Source organism: Parafrankia irregularis, from assembly GCF_001536285.1.
In the GTDB taxonomy this organism is placed as follows: Bacteria; Actinomycetota; Actinomycetes; order Frankiales; family Frankiaceae; genus Parafrankia; species Parafrankia irregularis.
On the sequence record NZ_FAOZ01000002.1, the window covers coordinates 292045 to 311804 of the forward strand.

A 19760-nucleotide genomic window follows, 5' to 3' on the forward strand; every position below is an offset into this window, starting at 1 on the left:
GCACTGTCCGGTCGCGTCGGGCCGGTCGCGTCGGGCGCTGTCGGTCGCCGGTGTGGCCCGGACGGGCCAAGCCGAAGGTGCCATCGGTTGCCGGGCTGTAGCGCTGTGTGGTCGTCCTGGGGTGTCGGTTGACTGTTCTTCTCTTCTGGAGGTCCTGGTTGGTGCCTCAGGGCCGGCCAAGGCCTACACTTCGGCGTGGCGCTCGTGAAGAATTTCACGAGCGCGCAAGCAGGGGATCTGGAACAAGGCCGGCGATCGGCCGACAGGCGTGGGAATCCGGAGCAGCGTGTGACCACAGGGATGGCGAAACGAGACGGCGCCCGAACGGACGACCGCCCCGACGCCGACGTCATCGTGGTGGGCGCGGGGCCCGGCGGGTCGGCGGCGGCCTACCACCTGGCCCGCACCGGCCTCGATGTGCTGCTGCTGGAGAAGAGCACCTTCCCGCGGGAGAAGGTCTGCGGTGACGGGCTGACCCCGCGCGCCGTGCGCAGCCTCGTCGAGATGGGGATCGACACCTCCACCGAGGCCGGCTGGCTGCGGAACAAGGGGCTGCGCATCGTCGGTGGCGGCGTGCGGCTCGAGCTGCCGTGGCCGGAGCTGGCGAGCTGGCCCGACTACGGGCTCGTCCGGCCCCGCGCGGACTTCGACGAGATGCTCGCGCGACACGCCGTGAAGGCCGGGGCGCGGTTGCGGGAGGCGACGTCGGTGACCGGCCCGCTGCGCGACGAGCGCACCGGCCGGGTGATCGGGGTGACCGCCAGGTCGGGGGTGGACCGGGCTCCGGTGAACTTCCACGCGCCGGTCGTCGTCGCGGCGGACGGGAACAGCGCGCGTATCGCGCTCGCGCTCGGGATTCGCCGGCGGGAGGACCGGCCGCTCGGCGTGGCGGTGCGCCGCTACTACCGCAGCCCGCGTACCAACGACGACTTCCTGGAGTCCCACCTCGAGCTGTGGGAGGGCAGGCCGCGGGAGAGCCGGCTCCTTCCCGGATACGGCTGGATCTTCGGTATGGGTGACGGCACCAGCAATGTCGGCCTGGGCATGCTGAACACCGCGACGGCCTTCCAGAACACCGACTACCGGGATCTGCTGGAGCGGTGGCTGTCGCCGCTTCCGGCGGAGTGGGGATTCGGCGAGGAGAACGCGCTCGGGCCGGTCCGCGGGAGCGCCCTGCCGATGGCGTTCAACCGCACCCCGCACTACCAGGACGGAGTTCTGCTCGTCGGTGACGCCGGCGGGATGGTGAACCCGTTCAACGGTGAGGGCATCGCCTATGCGATGGAATCGGGCCGCATTGCGGCGGAGACGATCGTGCTCGCGCTCGCCCGGCACTCCGGGCCGGCTCGTGAGCGGGCGCTGGCCCGTTATCCGGAGATCATCCGGGAGACCTATGGGGGCTATTACACCCTGGGCCGCTTCTTTGTACAGCTCATCGGGAATCCAACCGTGATGGGCCTCGGTACCCGGTACGGACTGCCTCGGCAGACGCTGATGCGCTTCGTCCTGAAGATCATGGCTAATCTCACCGATCCGCAGGGAGGTGATGCCGCCGACCGACTGATCAACGCGCTTACCCGGCTGACTCCCGCCTCCTGACTGCCGCCTCCGACGCCCGCCCATCGGCCCGCGACCCTCGACCCGGTCGAGTGAAGCGGATTTTCGTCCGGGCCGCGGGCTACGGACGGAAGAGTGTTTCGGCCGCGATCCGCCTGTGCTCGGGTGGATGCCGTGGCGTTGGTCGGGAGAACAATCCCGGTGCGACCGGGAAAAGAGAGGTCGCGTAGGCTGCACCCGCACTCACGCCGCTGGCCGGGGTGGGAGCGTGAAGTACCGGTTGGCCCGGGAGAGGCGCGTTACGGCGACCGCGCCCGGCGAACCGCCACCAAGACGTCCGCGCCAAACATTTAGAAGGAGAGGAGTTCGGCATGCTTGACAGTTATGTGCCGATCCTCGTTCTGCTCGCGATCGCGATGCTGTTCGCGGTTGGTTCCGTGGTGGTGAGCACCCTGGTCGGCCCGAAACGGTTCAACCGTGCCAAGGTCGACATCTACGAGTGCGGTATCGAACCCGAGCCGGTGCCGGCTGGGCCGCACCGGTTCCCGGTGAAGTACTACATCACCGCGATGCTCTTCATCGTCTTCGACATCGAGATCATCTTCCTGTTCCCGTGGGCCGTCGCGTTCGACAGCCTCGCGGTCTTCGGTCTCGGCGCGATGGTGTCGTTCATGGCGACGATCTTCGTCGCCTACGCCTACATGTGGCGCCGGGGGGGTCTGGAATGGGACTAGAAGAGAAGCTTCCCGGTGGAGTGCTGCTGACCACCGTCGAGATGCTGGCCAACTGGTCGCGACGCTCCTCGCTGTGGCCGGCCACCTTCGGCCTGGCCTGCTGCGCCATCGAGATGATGTCGACCGGTGCCGGTCGGTACGACCTGTCCCGCTTCGGGATGGAGGTCTTCCGGGCCAGCCCCCGCCAGGCCGACCTCATGATCGTGGCCGGCCGGGTCAGTCAGAAGATGGCCCCGGTGCTGCGCCAGATCTACGACCAGATGCCCGAGCCCAAGTGGGTGCTGTCGATGGGTGTCTGCGCCAGCAGCGGCGGGATGTTCAACAACTACGCGATCGTGCAGGGCGTCGACCACATCGTGCCGGTCGACATGTACCTGCCCGGCTGCCCGCCGCGTCCCGAGATGCTGATGGACGCGATCATCAAGCTGCACGAGAAGATCCTCGCCGGGTCGGTCGCGGGGAAGATCGAGCACACGAAGATCGGCTCGGCGCCCTACGCCAAGCCCATCGAGGTCGCCACCGCCCAGGCCGGCCTGCCGGCGGGGGCGCTCGACACCCGTACGCTGTCGGTCAACGACCGCAAGCGTTTCAGCATCCCCGAGGGCGCACCGGCCCCGGCCGGCCTCGGCGCCGTCGAGCCCTCGCTGGATGCCCGCCGCCCCGCCGCGATCGCCCCGCCGTCGATCTTCGGCCGAGGCAAGCGGGTGCCGTTCGACGCGAAGCCGACCGACGAGTCCCGGGCCGGTGGTCCCGGCCCGAGCACGGAGACCCTGACCGATGACTGAGCTGGTTCCGGGTAGTGCCGGAGTGCCGGGAGGCCCGGGCGGCCGTCGCCGGGACGCCTTCGGCGCGCGCGGCAGCGGCGACACCTCCGGGTTCGGCGGGCTCGTGCCGCCGGTGCCCAGCCTGGCCTCCAGCGCCAGGCCGTTCGGGGACGACGCCGCGGACTCGGTGTACGACACCCTGGAGCGGGTCTTCCCCGAACTGGGCGACGCTGTCGAGCGGGTCGTGTTCGCGTACGGCGAGCTGACGATCCATGTGCGCCGCGAGCGGCTGCTGGATGTCGCCTGGACGCTGCGCGACGACCCGGGCCTGCGCTTCGAGTTGCTGTCGTCGCTGTCCGGGGTCGACTATCCGGACGACCTCACCGGCCGCCGCCTGCACTCGGTCGTGCACCTGACCTCGATGACCCACCGCCGCCGGCTGCGCGTCGAGGTCTCGGTGGCCGACGGCGATCCGACTCTGCCGAGCCTGACTCCGGTCTGGCCGACCGCGGACTGGCACGAGCGTGAGGCCTACGACCTGTTCGGCCTCATCTACGAGGGCCACCCGGGCCTGGCCCGGATCATGATGCCGGACGACTGGGTGGGCCACCCGCAGCGCAAGGACTATCCGCTCGGCGGCATCGCCGTCGACTACAAGGGCGCGCAGATCCCGCCCCCTGACACCCGCCGGAGCTACTCGTGACCGGGCTGCCGACCAGGCACCGCCCGGGTTGCACACCGGAGCGGGTGGAGGCCGAGGCCGCGACTGGTACAGCCGCCCATATCCCGGCTGGCAGGTACACCCGAGCCGACATCCGAGGTTCGCTATGAGCACGCACACCGAGACGCCCGTCGACGCCGCGGGCGGAATGACACCCGGCGGTCCCGGCGGTCCGGCCGAGCCCGTCACCGGGGCGCAGCCCTACGAGGCAGGCTTCACCGAGTCGTCGGCCGGCCGCGTCTACACCGTCACCGGTGGCGACTGGGAGCAGGTCCTGGGCTCCGGTGAGTCCGACGGCGAGCGCATCACCGTCAACATGGGCCCGCAGCATCCGTCCACGCACGGCGTGCTGCGACTGGTGCTGGAGATCGAGGGCGAGACGGTCACCGAGACCCGGATCGTCATCGGCTACCTGCACACCGGCATCGAGAAGAGCTGCGAGTACCGCACCTGGACTCAGGCGGTCACCTTCCTGACCCGGGCGGACTACCTCTCCCCGCTGTACAACGAGGCGGCCTACTGCCTGTCGGTGGAGAAGCTGCTCGGCATCACCGACGAGGTCCCCGAGCGGGCGACCGTCATCCGGGTGCTGGTCATGGAGCTGCAGCGGATCGCCTCGCACCTGGTGTGGCTCGCGACCGGTGGTATGGAGCTCGGCGCCACCACCGGCATGATCTTCGGTTTCCGTGAGCGGGAGAAGATCCTCGACCTGCTCGAGCTGATCACCGGCCTGCGGATGAACCACGCCTACATCCGCCCCGGCGGCCTCGCGCAGGACATCCCGGACGAGGCGATCCCGCGGATCCGCGAGTTCCTCGTCGACATGCCGAAGCGGATCCGCGAGTACCACGCGCTGCTGACCGGCCAGCCCATCTGGAAGGCCCGGATGGTCGACGTCAACTTCCTCGACGCGGCCGCCTGCATCGCGCTGGGGACGACCGGCCCGGTGCTGCGCGCCGCCGGCCTGCCGTGGGACCTGCGCAAGACCATGCCGTACTGCGGCTACGAGACCTACGACTTCGACGTCCCCACCGCGCTGGAGGGCGACTCCTACGCCCGGTACCTGGTGCGGCTGGAGGAGATGGGCGAGTCTCTCAAGATCATCGAGCAGTGCCTGGACCGGCTGCGGCCGGGGCCGGTCATGGTGGCCGACAAGAAGATCGCCTGGCCGTCCCAGCTCTCGATCGGCTCCGACGGCATGGGCAACTCGCTCGACCACATCCGCAAGATCATGGGCACCTCGATGGAGGCCCTGATCCACCACTTCAAGCTCGTCACCGAGGGCTTCCGGGTGCCGGCCGGCCAGGTCTACACACAGATCGAGTCGCCGCGCGGCGAGCTCGGCTACCACGTGGTCAGCGACGGCGGCACCAGGCCGTTCCGCGTCCACGTGCGTGACCCAAGCTTCGTCAACCTGCAGGCCGTGCCCGCGATGACGGAGGGCGGGCAGGTGGCCGACGTGATCGTCGGAGTTGCCTCCGTGGACCCGGTGCTCGGGGGAGTTGACCGCTGATGCCACTGACCGAACAGACCCGGGCTGCCGCCCGCGAGATCATCGCGCGCTACCCGGAGGGGCGTTCCCGCTCCGCGCTGCTGCCCATGCTGCACCTGGTGCAGTCGGAGGAGGGGGCGGTCACCGCGGCGGGCGTGGACTTCTGCGCCGAGCAGCTCGGCCTCACCCACGCCGAGGTCGGCGCGGTCGCGACCTTCTACACGATGTACAAGCGCCGTCCGGTCGGTGACTGGCTGGTCTCGGTGTGCACGAACCTCTCCTGCCTGCTGCGCGGCGGCGAGGACGTCTACCAGCGGCTGTCGGCGAACCTCGGGGTCGGGCACGACCAGACCACCGAGGACGGCACGATCACGCTGGAGCACGCCGAGTGCCTGGCTGCCTGCGACTACGCGCCGGTCATGACCGTGAACTACGAGTTCTACGACCAGGTCACCCCGGACTCCGCCGAGGGCATCGTGGACGCGCTGCGGCGCGGTGAGCGCCCGGCACCGACCCGCGGCGGCCCGCTGTGCACGTTCGCCGAGGCGTCCTTCCAGCTCGCCGGGTTCGCCGACCCCCGGCCCGACGGCGTCGCCGGCCCGGGCGTGGGCGAGCCGTCGCTCGCCGGGGTGCTGATCGCCGAGGCCGGCGGCTGGAAGCCCGAGGACGGCGTCGCCGGCGCCCCGCCGCTGACCCCGCTCCCGTCGACCGCGCCGCCGGCGGCCGCGCCGCAGACGAAGGTGAACTGACCATGCCTGTCACCCCGGTCCTCACCCGGCGCTGGAACGTGCCCGAGTCGTGGACGCTGGCGACCTACGAGCGTCTCGACGGCTACCAGGGCCTGCGCCGGGCGCTGGCGCAGGCGCCCGACGACCTCATCAAGCTCGTCAAGGACTCCGGCCTGCGCGGCCGGGGCGGCGCGGGCTTCCCCACCGGCATGAAGTGGGGCTTCATCCCGCAGGGCGACGGCAAGCCGCACTACCTCGTCATCAACGCCGACGAGGGCGAGCCGGGCACCTGCAAGGACGCCCCGCTGATGAAGGCCGACCCGCACTCGCTGATCGAGGGCATCGTCATCGCCGCCTACGCGGTGCGCGCGAACCGGGCCTTCATCTACCTGCGTGGCGAGCTGATCCACGCCGCGCGCCGGCTGCGTGCGGCCGTCGCGGAGGCGTACGAGGCCGGCTACCTGGGGCGGGACATCCTCGGTAGCGGTTTCGACCTCGACCTTGTGGTGCACTCCGGCGCCGGCGCCTACATCTGCGGCGAGGAGACCGCCCTGCTGGACTCGCTGGAGGGCCGGCGCGGCCAGCCGCGGCTGCGCCCGCCGTTCCCGGCGACCCACGGGCTGTACGCGTCCCCCACGGTCGTGAACAACGTCGAGACCATCGCCACGGTGCCGTTCATCGTGAACTACGGCGTCGACTGGTTCCGGTCGATGGGGCGGGAGCGGGCCCCGGGCCCGAAGATCTACAGCCTGTCCGGGCACGTGACCCGGCCCGGCCAGTACGAGGCGCCGATGGGCACCACCCTGCGCGAGCTGCTGGACATGGCGGGCGGTGTGCTCGGCGGCCGGAAGCTGAAGGCCTGGACGCCCGGTGGCTCGTCCACCCCGCTGCTCACCGCCGACCACCTGGACGTCCCGCTGGACTTCGAGGGCGTGCAGGAGGCCGGGTCACTGCTCGGCACCGCGGCGTTGATGATCATGGATGAGACCGTCGACATGCTGCCGGTGGTCCGCCGCCTGACCCAGTTCTACGCACACGAGTCGTGCGGCAAGTGCACGCCCTGCCGGGAAGGCACCACCTGGATGGTGCAGATCCTCTCCCGGATGGAGCGCGGCCACGGCGACTCCGACGACGTCGACACCCTCGTCGACGCCTGCGACAACATCTTCGGACGAGCGTTCTGCGCGCTCGCGGACGGCGCCACCTCGCCGATCGTCTCCGGGATCAAGCACTTCCGGAACGAGTTCCTCCCGATCACTCCGGTGGGGCCGTCGGGCTCCACCCCGTCCGGCTCGGCGAACGGCACGGCCGCTGCAGGCAAGGCCGCGGACACGCCGGGCGCCTACGCGGGAGCGCACTGAGATCATGACTGTCGCCCCAGAGAAGCCGGCCGCGCCGGCCGCCCCCGACCACGTCACGCTCACCGTCGACGGCCTCGAGGTGAGCGTGCCGAAGGGCACCCTGATCATCCGAGCCGCGGAACAGCTGGGAATCGAGATCCCGCGGTTCTGCGACCATCCGCTGCTGGACCCGGTCGGGGCCTGCCGGCAGTGCATCGTCGAGGTCGAGGGCCAGCGCAAGCCGGTCGCGTCCTGCACGACCACGGTCGCCGCGGACATGGTGGTGAAGACCCAGCTCACCTCGCCGGTGGCCGAGAAGGCCCAGGCGGGAACGCTGGAGTTCCTTCTCCTCAACCACCCGCTCGACTGCCCGATCTGCGACAAGGGCGGTGAGTGCCCGCTGCAGAACCAGTCGATGGCGAACGGCGCCGCCACCTCCCGGTTCAAGGAGACGAAGCGGGCCTACCCCAAGCCGCTGGCGATCTCCACCCAGATCCTGCTGGACCGCGAGCGCTGCGTGCTGTGCGCGCGGTGTACCCGGTTCTCCGCGCAGATCGCCGGTGACCCGTTCATCGAGCTGTTCGAGCGGGGCGCGGCCGAGCAGGTCGCCGTCAGCGACGGGCAGCCGTTCTCGTCCTACTTCTCCGGCAACACCGTGCAGATCTGCCCGGTCGGCGCGCTCACCAGCGCCGCCTACCGGTTCCGGGCCCGGCCGTTCGACCTGGTGTCGACGCCGACGTCCTGCGAGCACTGTGCGGCCGGCTGTTCCCTGCGCACCGACCACCGGCGCGGCAAGGTGACCCGGCGCCTCGCCGCCGAGGACCCGGCGGTGAACGAGGAGTGGAACTGCGACAAGGGACGCTTCGCGTTCACCTACGCCCGCCAGGCCGATCGGCTCACCACCCCGCTGATCCGCGACGACAACACCGGTGAGCTGGTCGAGGCCAGCTGGTCCGAGGCGTTGGAGTACGCGGCCCGGGGGCTGGCCGAGTGCCGCGACCGCAACGGTGTCGGCGTCCTGGCCGGCGGCCGGCTGACCCGCGAGGACGCCTACGCCTACGCCAAGTTCGCCCGGCTGGCGCTGCGCACCAACGACGTGGACTTCCGCGCCCGCCCGCATTCCGCCGAGGAGGAGGCCTTCCTCGGCAGCGTCGTCGCGGGCACCGGGATCGGTGTCACCTACGCCGATCTGGAGGCCGCGCCCGCGGTCCTGCTCGTGGCCTTCGAGCCCGAGGAGGAGTCCGCCGTCGTCTTCCTGCGGCTGCGCAAGGCCGCCACCAAGCGCGGCACCGCGGTGCACGCGCTCGCGCCGCTGACCACCCGTGGGCTGCACAAGCTCGCCGGCACGCTGATCCCGACCCTGCCCGGCGGCGAGGCCGCGGTGCTGGACGAGTTGGCAGCCGGGTCGTCGGCCACCGTCGAGGCGCTGCGCGCGCCCGGTGCGGTGATCCTGGTCGGCTCCCGGGCCGCCGAGTCGCCCGGTGCGCTGTCGGCGGCCCTGCGGCTCGCCGCGGCCACCGGTGCCGCGCTGGCCTGGGTTCCGCGCCGCGCCGGTGAGCGCGGGGCGGTCTCCGCCGGCCTGCTGCCGTCGCTGCTGCCGGGCGGGCGCCCGGTGGCGGACGTCGGTGCCCGCGCCGAGGTCGAGTCCTTCTGGGGCGCCCCGCTGCTCGGCGCGCCGGGCCGGGACACCGCCGGGATCCTGGCCGCCGCCGAGGCGGGCCGGCTCGACGCGGTCATCGTCGCCGGCGTGGACGCCGAGGACCTGCCCGACCCGGCCGGCGCGCTGGCCACCCTGGCCCGGGTGCCGTTCTGCGTGTCGCTGGAGATCCGCCGCTCGTCCATCGCGGCGGTCGCGGACGTGGTGTTCCCGGTCGCTCCGGTCGCGGAGAAGGCGGGCGCGTTCGTGAACTGGGAAGGGCGCCTGCGCCCGTTCCAGCGCGCGCTGGACACCCCCGCGCTGCCCGACCTGCGGGTGCTGCACCTGCTCGCCGCCGAGATGGGCGTCGACCTGCTCCTGCCGGACGCGGGCGCGGCCGCGCGGGAGCTGAACGAGCTCGGCCGGGCCGGCGACGAGACCCACCGCGGCCAGCCGCCGACCGACATCGGGCTCGCCCCGGCGACGGCCGGGCCGGGGGAGGCGTTGCTCGCGACCTGGCACCTCAACCTCGACGACGGTGCTCTGCAGGCCGGTGAGACCTACCTCGCCGGGACCGCGCGCCCGCCGCGTCTGCTGCTGTCCGCGGCGACCGCGGCCGAGATCGGAGCGGTCGAGGGCCAGCCGGTCACCGCGAGCACGGCCCGCGGTTCGGTGACCCTGCCGCTGGAGATCACCGAGATGCCGGACCGGGTGGTCTGGGTGCCGACCCACTCGCCGGACTCCCACGTCCGCCGCTCGCTGGCGGAGCACGCCGGGGTGCTGGTCCGGCTCACCACCGACATCACCGGAGGCCGGGCATGACCGGGACCTCGACACTCCTGCTTGCCGCGAACGTCGGCGACCCGGACACGTCCGTCCTCACGGACGACCCGTTCTGGCTCATCCTGCTCAAAGCGGTCGTGGTCTTCGGGTTCCTGCTCGTGATGACGCTGTTCTCGATCGTCTTCGAGCGCAAGGTCGTCGCGAAGATGCAGCAGCGGATCGGGCCGAACCGGCACGGTCCGCGCGGCTGGCTGCAGAGCCTCGCCGACGGCGTGAAGCTCATGCTCAAGGAAGACATCGTCCCGGCGCTGGCCGACAAGCCGATCTTCATCCTGGCGCCGATCATCTCGGCGGTGCCGGCCTTCGTGGCCTTCGCCTGCATCCCGTTCGGGCCCGAGGTGTCGATCTTCGGCGAGCGCACCCTGCTGCAGCTCGCGGACCTGCCGGTCGGCGTGCTGTACCTGCTGGCGGCCGCGTCGATCGGGGTGTACGGCCTGATCCTCTCCGGCTGGTCCAGCGGGTCGACGTACCCGCTGCTGGGCTCGCTGCGGTCGGCCGCGCAGATCATCTCCTACGAGGTCGCGATGGGCCTGGCGTTCGTCGCGGTCTTCATCTACGCCGGCACGCTGAGCACCGCGGGCATCGTGCAGAGCCAGCACGACTGGTGGTACGTCGCGCTGCTCCCGTCGTTCGTCCTGTACGTCATCGCGATGGTCGGTGAGACGAACCGGACCCCCTTCGACCTGCCCGAGGCCGAGGGCGAGCTGGTCGGTGGCTTCCACACCGAGTACAGCTCGATCAAGTTCGCGTTCTTCTTCCTCGCCGAGTACATCAACATGGTCACCGTGTCGGCGATCGCGACCACGCTGTTCCTCGGCGGCTGGCAGCCGCCGCCGATCCCGGGGCTGTCCGGGCTGGACCACGGCTGGTTCCCGCTGATCTGGTTCGTCGCAAAGCTGCTGGCGTTCATCTTCTTCTTCATCTGGCTGCGGGGAACGCTGCCGCGGCTGCGCTACGACCAGTTCATGGCCTTCGGCTGGAAGGTCCTGATCCCGGTCGGACTCGTCTGGGTGTGCGCGGTCGCCACGTTCCGCGCCTACCAGCAGCACGTCACCGACCGGACGCCGTGGCTCATCGGCTTCGGGGTCGTGGTCGGCATCCTGCTCATCATCGCGATCATCGATCCGGGTGCGGCCAAGGCGGCGCGGGAGCAGGAGGAGGCCGAGCGGGAACGGGCCGAATCGGCCCCGAGCCTGGAGAACATTCCCTGGCCACCGCCGTCCGGCGGCCCGGCGCGGGCGATGGCCGGGCTCGACAAGGGAAACACCACCGTCATCCCCGCGGGCGCCGGCCCGCGTCAGGAGAGCTGAACCATGGGGATCCTCGACCCCTACAAGGGTTTCGGCGTCACCTTCTCGACGATGTTCAAGAAGCCGACGACCGAGCAGTACCCGGAGTACAAGAAGGAGACGGCGCCGCGGTTCCACGGCCGTCACCAGCTCAACCGGCACCCCGACGGGCTGGAGAAGTGCGTCGGGTGCGAGCTGTGTGCCTGGGCCTGCCCGGCGGACGCGATCTACGTCGAGGGCGCGGACAACACCGACGAGGAGCGCTACTCCCCGGGTGAGCGGTACGGCCGCGTCTACCAGATCAACTACCTGCGCTGCATCCTGTGCGGGCTGTGCATCGAGGCCTGCCCGACCCGGGCGCTCACGATGTCGAACGAGTACGAGCTCGCCGACGACAGCCGCGAGGACCTGATCTTCACCAAGGAGCAGCTCCTCGCGCCGCTGCGGGAGGGGATGCAGCAGCCGCCGCATCCGATGTTCCTCGGCGAGAGCGAGACCGACTACTACACCCGCGACCCGGAGGCCCCGCTGCCCTGGCAGGTCGGCAGCGAGGCGCAGGCGGGCGGCGGCACCGCGGCGGACGAGGCCTCGGCCCACGGCGCGGGTTCGGAGCGGGCGCGATGAGCCCGCAGATCCTCGCCCAGGCTGCCGAGATCACCAGCACGTCGAACGGCGAGGCCTGGACCTTCTGGCTGCTCGCGCCGGTGGCGCTGATCGCCGCGCTCGGCATGGTGCTGATGCGCAGCGCGGTGCACTCGGCGCTGCTGCTCGTGGTGAACCTGTTCTGCGTGGCGGTGTTCTACCTGCTTCAGGACGCGCCCTTCCTGGGCTTCGTCCAGATCATCGTCTACACCGGCGCGATCATGGTTCTGTTCCTGTTCGTGCTGATGCTGGTCGGGGTGGACTCGTCCGACTCACTCGTCGAGACACTGCGCGGCCAGCGGATCGCCGCGGTGATCCTCGGCCTGGGCTTCGCCGGGCTGCTGGTCTTCCCGATCGGGCGGGCGATCGACGGCGGCAGCGCCGCGGGCCTCGACGCGGCGAACTCCGAGGGCAACGTCACGGCGATCGGGAAGCTGCTGTTCAGCGAGTACGTCTTCGTCTTCGAGGCGATCTCGGCACTGCTCGTCGTGGCCGCCATCGGGACGATGGTGCTCGGCCACCGTGAGCACACCGGCGAGAAGCTGACGCAGAAGGAGCGGATGCGCCGCCGCCTCACCGAGGGCGGCCCGATCACCCCGCGGCCCGGGCCGAAGGTCTTCGCGATCAACCCGGATCTGGAGCAGGCCGTGCGTGGCTCCGGGGAGCCGGCGGCCGTCGGCGGCCCGGCCCACGACGAGGGGCCGGACGCGAGCGGTACCGGTACCGGCGGCACCGGCTTCGGCGGTCCCGGCTCGTCCGGGCCTTCGGATGGGCCCGGTTCCGGCGGGCCCGACACAGGCGACTCCGGGTCGGGCGGCCCCCAGGCCGGCGGCGGCGGTCAGCATGTCAACGGCTCCGCCGTGGCGGAGGACGCGGATGGCGCGAACGCTGTCGGCGAGGCGGCGCCGGTCGGCGCGGGCAGCGGGGGTGGCCGGTGAACCCGGCGAACTATCTGATTCTGGCGGGGCTGCTGTTCACCATCGGGGCGACGGGTGTTCTGGTTCGCCGCAACGCGATCGTCGTGTTCATGTCCATCGAGCTGATGCTCAACTCGGTGAACCTGACGCTGGTGACCTTCTCCCGGATCCACGGGACGCTGGAGGGCCAGATCATGGCCTTCTTCGTCATGGTGGTGGCCGCCGCCGAGGTGGTCGTGGGTCTCGCGATCATCCTGGCGATCTTCCGGACGCGCAGATCCGCCTCTGTCGACGACGTGAACCTGCTGAAGTACTGACGCCTTCGACGTACTCGGGACCCTTTTCGACGTATTCGGGCCTCCTCCAGGCCTGTCCCCGGCCGCCACAGACGCGGCCGCGACCGGGACCTCCGGTCACGGAAGAACGGACGACACTGCAGTGACGCTTTGCGCAACAGGGGCGGCGCGGCCCGGACCACCTGCGGTGGCCCTGGCGCTGGCGCACGCGCCCGGAACCGGCCCACGATGAGCGCCCCCGCGGCCCTCCTCGCGGCCGAGGAGCACGGCGGTGGGGCCGTGCACTACGCCACCGCGTCCGGGGCGTTCTCGCTGACCTGGCTGCTCATCGCACTTCCGCTGGCCGGGGCGGCGATCCTCCTGCTCGGCGGGAAGCGCACCGACCGGTGGGGCCACCTGCTCGGCACGGCCACGGCGGCGGCGTCGTTCGTCGTCGGCCTGGTGCTGTTCTTCGGGCTGCTCGACCGCGGCGGCGACGACCGCGCGGTCTCCCAGCACCTGTTCAGCTGGATTCCGGTCAACGGCTTCCAGGTGGACGTCGGCCTGCTGGTCGACCAGCTCTCCGTCCTGTTCGTGCTGCTGATCACCGGTGTGGGCACGCTGATCCACATCTACTCGATCGGCTACATGTCGCACGATCCGGGCCGGCGGCGCTTCTTCGCCTACATGAACCTCTTCCTGGCATCGATGCTGCTGCTGGTGCTGGGCAACAACTTCCTGGTCCTCTACGGCGGGTGGGAGCTGGTCGGCCTCTCCTCCTTCCTGCTCATCAAGTTCTGGGAGTACAAGCCCGCGGCGGCCACCGCCGCGAACAAGGCCTTCTACATGAACCGGGTCGGTGACGTCGGCCTGGCGCTCGCGATCATGTTCATGTTCGCCACCGTCGGCAGCACCAACTACGACGACGTCTTCGGTGCCGCCGCCGCGGACGTGATCGGGTACGGGACCATCAGCGCGATGGCGCTGCTGCTCCTGCTCGGCGCCTGCGGCAAGTCCGGCCAGTTCCCGCTGCAGGCCTGGCTCCCGGACGCCATGGAGGGCCCGACCCCGATCTCGGCGCTGATCCACGCGGCGACGATGGTCACCGCCGGCGTCTACCTGATCGTCCGGTCGGCTCCGATCTTCGACCAGACGCAGGCCGCGCGCACCGTCGTCCTGATCATCGGCGCTGTCACGATCATGATCGGGTGCATCATCGGATGCGCCTACGACGACATCAAGAAGGTCCTGGCGTACTCGACGGTCAGCCAGATCGGCTACATGTTCCTGGCCGTCGGGCTCGGGCCCGCCGGCTACGCGCTGGGCATCATGCACCTGCTGGCGCACGGCTTCTTCAAGGCCGGCCTCTTCCTTGGGTCCGGGTCCGTCATCCACGCGATGGACGACGAGCAGGACATGCGCCGCTACGGCAACCTGCGCAAGTACATGCCGATCACCTGGATCACCTTCGGGCTCGGCTACCTGGCGATCATCGGCTTCCCGGGCCTGTCCGGCTTCTTCACCAAGGACCGGATCATCGAGACCGCGCTTGCCAAGGGCGGCACGAGCGGCTACGTCCTCGGTGGCGTCGCGCTGCTCGGCGCCGGGATCACCGCCTTCTACATGACCCGGCTGTTCCTGATGACCTTCCACGGCGAGGAGCGTTGGGCGCACGACGGGCCGGAGGCGAAGCACCCGCACGAGTCGCCGGCCAGCATGACCGGCCCGATGCTGCTGCTGGCGGTCGGCTCCGTGTTCGCCGGTGGTCTGTTCGTCCTCGGTGACTCGATGCAGAACTGGCTCGCCCCGGTGGTCGGCGAGCACGGCGAGGCCCATCACGATATCTCGCCGGCCGTGGTCACCGCGCTCACGCTGGTCGTCTCGGCCGGTGGTTTCGCCGGCGCCTTCCTGCGCTACCAGCTCCGCCCGGTCGAGGCCGTCGCCCCCACCGACGCCGAGGTCAGCGTGCTGACCGTCGCCGCGCGGCACGACCTCTACGCGAACACGATCAACGAGACCGTCGCCATGCGGCCGGGGCAGTACCTGACCCGCTTCCTGGTGTGGGCGGACAACGTCGGGATCGACGGTTTCGTACGCGGCAGCGCGGCGGCCATCGGTGGACTGTCCGGCCGGCTGCGACGCACCCAGACCGGCTTCGTCCGGTCCTACGCACTGTCGATGTTGGGAGGTACCGTCCTCGTGGTCGGTGCTCTGCTGCTGACCAGGGCCGGCTGACATGAGTACGGCTCCCTGGCTGACGATCATGCTGATCGTCCCCGCGGTCGGTTCGCTTCTGGTCGCGCTGCTTCCGCGCCGCTCCGCGCTGCTCGCCAAGCAGCTCGCGCTGGCCGTCTCGCTGGTCGTGCTGGTGCTCGCCGTGCTGGCGACCGCCGCCTACGACCCGGACAAGGCCGGCTTCCAGTTCGGCCAGAAGCACGAATGGATCAAGCAGTTCGGCGTCTCCTACTCGGTCGGCGCCGACGGCATCTCGCTGGTACTGATGCTGCTCGCCGCGCTGCTGGTCCCGGTGGTCGTGCTGGCCTCCTGGGACGAGGCAGACAACGTCAACCGGTCCGTCCCGGCGTTCTTCGCGCTGCTGCTGGCGCTGGAGACGGGCATGATCGGCGTCTTCGCGGCGACCGACGTGTTCCTCTTCTACGTCTTCTTCGAGGCCATGCTCATCCCGATGTACTTCCTCATCGGGAGCTACGGGCCGGTCGAGGAGAAGGCACAGCGGTCGTACGCGGCGGTGAAGTTCCTGCTCTACAGCCTGTTCGGCGGGCTGCTGATGCTCGCCGCGGTGATCGGCCTCTACGTGCTCTCCTCGCAGCAGTTCGACACCGGCGGCACGTTCGACTTCGCCACGCTGCGCCAGCACCTGGTCATCACGCCGGACACGCAGAAGCTGCTCTTCCTCGGTTTCTTCATCGCCTTCGCGATCAAGGCGCCGTTGTTCCCGTTCCACACCTGGCTGCCCGACGCCGGTGCCCAGTCGCCGACCGGTGGCGCGGTGCTGCTCGTCGGCGTCCTGGACAAGGTCGGCACGTTCGGCCTCATCCGCTACTGCATCCCGCTGTTCCCGGACGCCTCCGAGTACTTCGCGCCGATGGTGCTGGCACTCGCGGTGATCGGCATCTTCTACGGCGCCCTGCTGGCGATCGGGCAACGGGACATGAAACGCCTGGTCGCCTACACCTCGCTGGCGCACTTCGGGTTCATCGCGCTGGGCACGTTCGCCTTCACCTCGCAGGCCGGGACCGGCGCCGTGCTCTACATGGTCAACCACGGCCTGTCGACCGGCCTGCTGTTCGTGGTGGTCGGCTTCCTGGTCTCCCGTCAGGGCAGCCGGGACGTCGGCGCCTACGGTGGCATGGCCCAGGTGACACCGATGCTCGCCGGGGTGTTCCTGATCGCCGGCCTCTCCTCGCTGGCGCTGCCGGGGACGAACAGCTTCGTGAGCGAGTTCCTCGTCCTGGTGGGGACGTTCACCGAGTACCGCGCGCTGGCGATCGTCGCGACCTGCGGGATCGTGCTGGCCGCGATCTACATCCTGTTCCTGTACCAGCGCACGATGACCGGTCCGGTGAAGGACGAGAAGCTTCGCCTCGTCAAGGACCTGAGCGTGCGGGAACGGGTCGTGGTCGCGCCGATGGTGGCGCTGATCATCGGGCTCGGGGTCTACCCGAAGCCGCTGCTTGACATCATCACGCCCGCGGTGACCAGCACGTTCGAGGACATCGGGAAGTCCGACCCGGCCCCGACGGCCCCGGTGGCCGCAACGCAGTCCGGAGGCCATTCGTGAGCGCGGTTTCGACCGTGGTGGCGCAGGGCGTCACACAGAAGATCACACCACCGTCGATCGAGTACTCGGCGCTCAGCCCGATGCTCATCCTCTTCGGCGTCGCGCTGGCCGGGGTGCTCGTCGACGCCTTCGCACCGCCGAAGGCGCGGCGGCTGATCCAGCCGCTGCTCGCCGGTGCCGGGTTCATCGGCGCGTTCGTCGCCGTGGTGCTCCTGCACGCCCGCCGGCAGATCCTCGCGGCCGGCGCGGTGGCCATCGACGGCCCGACCCTGTTCATGCAGGGCACCATCCTGGTCTTCGCGGCGCTGGCCGTGCTGCTGGTGGCCGAGCGTTCGCTGGACTCCTCCGGCGGTGCGCTCGTCGCCTCCGCGGCCGTGGTGCCCGGCTCGAAGGGCTCCACGGCGCAGCGCACCTCCCCGGAGGTGCAGACCGAGGCGTACCCGCTGATGGTCTTCTCGGTCACCGGGATGCTGCTGTTCGTCGCGTCGAACAACCTGCTCGTCATGTTCGTCGCGCTGGAGATCCTCTCCCTGCCGCTGTACCTGCTGGCCGGGCTCGCCCGCCGGCGCCGGCTGCTGTCGCAGGAAGCGGCGATGAAGTACTTCCTGCTCGGCGCGTTCTCCTCCGCCTTCTTCCTGTACGGCGTCGCCTTCGCCTACGGCTACGCCAGCAGCGTCGAGCTTGGCCGGGTCGCTGACGCGGTCGGCACGGTCGGGAAGAACGACACCTACCTCTACCTGTCGCTCGCGCTGATCGGGGTCGGTCTCTTCTTCAAGATCGGCGCCGCCCCGTTCCACTCCTGGACGCCGGACGTCTACCAGGGCTCGCCGACGCCGATCACCGCCTTCATGGCGGCCGGTACCAAGGTCGCGGCCTTCGGCGCGCTGCTGCGGGTCTTCTATGTGGCCTTCGGTGGCATGCGCTGGGACTGGCGCCCGGTGATCTGGGCCGTCGCGATCCTCACCATGGTCGTGGGTGCCGTGCTCGCGCTGACCCAGCGCGACATCAAGCGGATGCTGGCCTACTCGGCCGTCGCCCACGCCGGCTTCCTGCTCGTCGGCATGGCCGGGTCGAACTCCGACGGCCTGCGCGGCGCGATGTTCTACCTGGTGACCTACGGATTCACCACGATGGCCGCGTTCGCCGTCGTCTCGCTGGTCCGGACCGGGGACGGCGAGGCCAGCGACCTGTCCCAGTGGCAGGGCGTGGGCCGCACCTCACCGGTGCTTGCGGGCATCTTCGCCTTCCTGCTGCTCGCACTCGCCGGAATCCCGCTGACCAGTGGCTTCACCGGCAAGTTCGCGGTCTTCCAGGCCGCGATCGACGGTGACGCGACCCCGCTGGTCATCGTGGCGCTCGTGTGCAGCGCGATCGCCGCGTTCTTCTACGTCCGTGTGATCGTTGTCATGTTCTTCTCCGAACCGCTCGCCGACGGTCCTGTCGTCGTCACCCGACCGACGCTGACCTTCGCGACAGTGGGGATCGGCGCGCTCATGACGCTTCTGCTGGGTGTTATTCCACAGCCGCTTCTCGACCTGGCGAACACCGCAGCGACCTCCGGCTTCGTACGCTGATGGTGGTATGAGCGCTATCGGGTTGGACGTGATGGGGATCAGGGCTGACCCTGATCTGGAGAAGGCTGTCCGGGTGGGGCTGGCCGCGGTCGAGGAGATGCTGCGGCTTTCCGTCCACAGCGAGTTCTCCTTTGTCACCGAGGCCTCGCGGCACCTCGTTGACGCGGGCGGCAAGCGGTTCCGGCCGATGGTCGTGCTGCTGGCCGCCCAGTTCGCCGATCCCGAGGCGGCCGGCGTCGTGCCGGCCGCCGTCGCGATCGAGCTGACACACCTTTCGACGCTTTACCACGACGACGTGATGGACGAGGCGCCGCTGCGGCGCGGAGCGGCGTCGGCGAACGCGCGCTGGACGAACACCGTCGCGATCCTCACCGGCGACTTCCTGTTCGCCCGAGCCTCCGAGATCACGGCCGACCTGGGCCCGGAGGCGACGCGCATTCTCGCCCGTACCATCGCGACGCTGTGCGAAGGGCAGATCCGGGAGACCGTCGGCCCCGGGCCCGGCCAGAACCAGATCGAGCACTACCTGCGGGTCATCACCGACAAGACCGCGTCGCTGATCGCCACCTCGGGCCGGCTCGGCGCGATGTTGGCCGGCGCCGACCGGGTCACGGCCGACGTCCTGGCGGCCTTCGGTGAGCGGTTCGGTGTCGCCTTCCAGCTCTCCGACGACATCATCGACCTCGCGTCGCCGACCGAGACCTCGGGTAAGACCCCCGGAACCGATCTTCGCGAGGGAATTCCGACGCTGCCCGTCCTCTACGCCCTGCAGGGCGAGGACGCGGGTGCGCGCCGGCTGCGTGACCTGCTCGGCGCGGACCCGTGGGCAAGCTCCGGGGTGACCGAGAGCGCCGTCGTGGAGGCGCTGGAGGTGCTGCGGGAGCATCCCGCGATGGACCGGGCTCGAGCGGAGCTGGCGCGCTGGTCGGGCGAAGCCCGGGCGTGCCTCGCCCCGCTGCCCGACGGTCCCGCGAAGACGGCTCTGGAGTCGCTGGCCGACTTCGTCGTCGACCGCACCAGCTGACCACACGGCACCAGCTAGGAGCGGGACCGGCTGCGCACCAGCTGACGCATCGCCGTACCAGGACGCATCGCCGTTCCAGCCGACCCCGGCTCAACTCTCCGCGGGGTCGGCTTCGGTTGCTGGATCGGAGATCAGCTTCCGGTCCCTCACAGCCGCTGTTGCTGCTGGGCAAGAGTTGAGGATTTTGGTCGTCGGCACGACCAAAATCCCATGATCGTCGAGTGGTGGCCTCGGGCTGCATCTCGGCCAACTGTTGCGACCAGGCAAGAGCTGAGAATTTTGGTCGTCAGGGCGACCAAAATTCCATGATCTTCAGGCGGCAAGCTCGGTAGCACCCGCCTCAATTATTGATCTTGGGTGACGCCGCCAACTCCGGGCGGGCAGTCCCAGATCTGCGTTTAGGACTGCACGCCCGGCGGGGT

16 protein-coding genes are annotated in these 19760 nt (G+C 70.1%); all 16 read left to right on the plus strand.

Annotated features, from left to right (window positions below):
- The first annotated feature begins 300 nt into the window (after nt 1–300).
- Nucleotides 301–1599, plus strand: a complete 1299-nt coding sequence (locus AWX74_RS03790; RefSeq protein WP_091271585.1) for a geranylgeranyl reductase family protein — start codon at nt 301–303, stop codon at nt 1597–1599.
- 329 nt (nt 1600–1928) lie between these two features.
- Nucleotides 1929–2291: an NADH-quinone oxidoreductase subunit A gene (locus tag AWX74_RS03795; protein WP_006539085.1), complete on the plus strand. Its 363-nt coding sequence runs from the start codon at nt 1929–1931 to the stop codon at nt 2289–2291.
- Nucleotides 2282–3076 (plus strand): NuoB/complex I 20 kDa subunit family protein, encoded by a 795-nt coding sequence (locus AWX74_RS42385; RefSeq protein ID WP_091271588.1) that lies wholly within the window; start codon nt 2282–2284, stop codon nt 3074–3076. Before AWX74_RS03795 ends, AWX74_RS42385 begins: the two co-directional genes overlap by 10 nt.
- Nucleotides 3069–3758, plus strand: coding sequence for an NADH-quinone oxidoreductase subunit C (locus AWX74_RS03805; RefSeq protein ID WP_091271590.1), 690 nt, complete (start codon nt 3069–3071; stop codon nt 3756–3758). The genes AWX74_RS42385 and AWX74_RS03805 overlap by 8 nt, the downstream gene beginning before the upstream one ends.
- Before the next feature lie 124 nt (nt 3759–3882).
- The gene (locus AWX74_RS03810; RefSeq protein ID WP_091271592.1) at nt 3883–5289 is read left to right on the plus strand and encodes an NADH-quinone oxidoreductase subunit D; all 1407 of its coding nucleotides are present in this window, start codon (nt 3883–3885) and stop codon (nt 5287–5289) included.
- Entirely contained in the window at nt 5289–6017 is a 729-nt protein-coding gene (nuoE, locus tag AWX74_RS03815; protein WP_091271602.1) for an NADH-quinone oxidoreductase subunit NuoE, read from the plus strand. Before AWX74_RS03810 ends, nuoE begins: the two co-directional genes overlap by 1 nt.
- A gap of 2 nt (nt 6018–6019) precedes the next feature.
- A complete protein-coding gene (gene nuoF / locus AWX74_RS03820; RefSeq protein ID WP_091271604.1) occupies nt 6020–7357 on the plus strand; it encodes an NADH-quinone oxidoreductase subunit NuoF in 1338 nt (445 codons plus the stop codon).
- A 4-nt stretch (nt 7358–7361) separates the two neighbouring features.
- On the plus strand, nt 7362–9794 hold the full coding sequence (locus AWX74_RS03825) for an NADH-quinone oxidoreductase subunit G (RefSeq protein ID WP_091271607.1): 2433 nt from the start codon (nt 7362–7364) through the stop codon (nt 9792–9794).
- Nucleotides 9791–11125 carry an NADH-quinone oxidoreductase subunit NuoH gene (gene nuoH / locus AWX74_RS03830; protein WP_054570404.1) on the plus strand — a complete coding sequence of 445 codons (1335 nt, stop codon included), beginning with the start codon at nt 9791–9793 and terminating at the stop codon, nt 11123–11125. Before AWX74_RS03825 ends, nuoH begins: the two co-directional genes overlap by 4 nt.
- Nucleotides 11126–11128: 3 nt before the next feature.
- Nucleotides 11129–11728: an NADH-quinone oxidoreductase subunit NuoI gene (gene nuoI / locus AWX74_RS03835; RefSeq protein ID WP_091271609.1), complete on the plus strand. Its 600-nt coding sequence runs from the start codon at nt 11129–11131 to the stop codon at nt 11726–11728.
- Nucleotides 11725–12684 (plus strand): NADH-quinone oxidoreductase subunit J, encoded by a 960-nt coding sequence (locus AWX74_RS03840; protein WP_091271612.1) that lies wholly within the window; start codon nt 11725–11727, stop codon nt 12682–12684. Before nuoI ends, AWX74_RS03840 begins: the two co-directional genes overlap by 4 nt.
- Entirely contained in the window at nt 12681–12980 is a 300-nt protein-coding gene (gene nuoK, locus AWX74_RS03845; protein ID WP_006539095.1) for an NADH-quinone oxidoreductase subunit NuoK, read from the plus strand. The genes AWX74_RS03840 and nuoK overlap by 4 nt, the downstream gene beginning before the upstream one ends.
- A 207-nt stretch (nt 12981–13187) precedes the next feature.
- Complete coding sequence (nuoL, locus tag AWX74_RS03850; RefSeq protein ID WP_091271615.1) at nt 13188–15173, plus strand: NADH-quinone oxidoreductase subunit L; 1986 nt, start codon at nt 13188–13190, stop codon at nt 15171–15173.
- A 1-nt stretch (nt 15174) separates the two neighbouring features.
- Nucleotides 15175–16740 (plus strand): NADH-quinone oxidoreductase subunit M, encoded by a 1566-nt coding sequence (locus AWX74_RS03855; protein WP_006539097.1) that lies wholly within the window; start codon nt 15175–15177, stop codon nt 16738–16740.
- Entirely contained in the window at nt 16737–18314 is a 1578-nt protein-coding gene (nuoN, locus tag AWX74_RS03860) for an NADH-quinone oxidoreductase subunit NuoN (protein ID WP_054570408.1), read from the plus strand. Before AWX74_RS03855 ends, nuoN begins: the two co-directional genes overlap by 4 nt.
- Nucleotides 18315–18321: 7 nt before the next feature.
- A complete protein-coding gene (locus AWX74_RS03865) occupies nt 18322–19338 on the plus strand; it encodes a polyprenyl synthetase family protein (protein ID WP_091271618.1) in 1017 nt (338 codons plus the stop codon).
- The last annotated feature ends 422 nt before the right edge of the window (nt 19339–19760 follow it).

What these genes read in the sequence shown, in the direction of transcription:
- AWX74_RS03865 (WP_091271618.1), top strand. Translation starts at nt 18,322, where the DNA reads ATGAGCGCTATCGGGTTGGACGTGATGGGGATCAGGGCTGACCCTGAT.
- nuoF (WP_091271604.1), top strand. Translation starts at nt 6,020, where the DNA reads ATGCCTGTCACCCCGGTCCTCACCCGGCGCTGGAACGTGCCCGAGTCG.
- AWX74_RS03810 (WP_091271592.1), top strand. Translation starts at nt 3,883, where the DNA reads ATGAGCACGCACACCGAGACGCCCGTCGACGCCGCGGGCGGAATGACA.
- nuoH (WP_054570404.1), top strand. Translation starts at nt 9,791, where the DNA reads ATGACCGGGACCTCGACACTCCTGCTTGCCGCGAACGTCGGCGACCCG.
- nuoL (WP_091271615.1), top strand. Translation starts at nt 13,188, where the DNA reads ATGAGCGCCCCCGCGGCCCTCCTCGCGGCCGAGGAGCACGGCGGTGGG.
- AWX74_RS03855 (WP_006539097.1), top strand. Translation starts at nt 15,175, where the DNA reads ATGAGTACGGCTCCCTGGCTGACGATCATGCTGATCGTCCCCGCGGTC.
- AWX74_RS03840 (WP_091271612.1), top strand. Translation starts at nt 11,725, where the DNA reads ATGAGCCCGCAGATCCTCGCCCAGGCTGCCGAGATCACCAGCACGTCG.
- nuoE (WP_091271602.1), top strand. Translation starts at nt 5,289, where the DNA reads ATGCCACTGACCGAACAGACCCGGGCTGCCGCCCGCGAGATCATCGCG.
- AWX74_RS03795 (WP_006539085.1), top strand. Translation starts at nt 1,929, where the DNA reads ATGCTTGACAGTTATGTGCCGATCCTCGTTCTGCTCGCGATCGCGATG.
- AWX74_RS03805 (WP_091271590.1), top strand. Translation starts at nt 3,069, where the DNA reads ATGACTGAGCTGGTTCCGGGTAGTGCCGGAGTGCCGGGAGGCCCGGGC.
- nuoI (WP_091271609.1), top strand. Translation starts at nt 11,129, where the DNA reads ATGGGGATCCTCGACCCCTACAAGGGTTTCGGCGTCACCTTCTCGACG.
- AWX74_RS03825 (WP_091271607.1), top strand. Translation starts at nt 7,362, where the DNA reads ATGACTGTCGCCCCAGAGAAGCCGGCCGCGCCGGCCGCCCCCGACCAC.
- AWX74_RS42385 (WP_091271588.1), top strand. Translation starts at nt 2,282, where the DNA reads ATGGGACTAGAAGAGAAGCTTCCCGGTGGAGTGCTGCTGACCACCGTC.
- AWX74_RS03790 (WP_091271585.1), top strand. Translation starts at nt 301, where the DNA reads ATGGCGAAACGAGACGGCGCCCGAACGGACGACCGCCCCGACGCCGAC.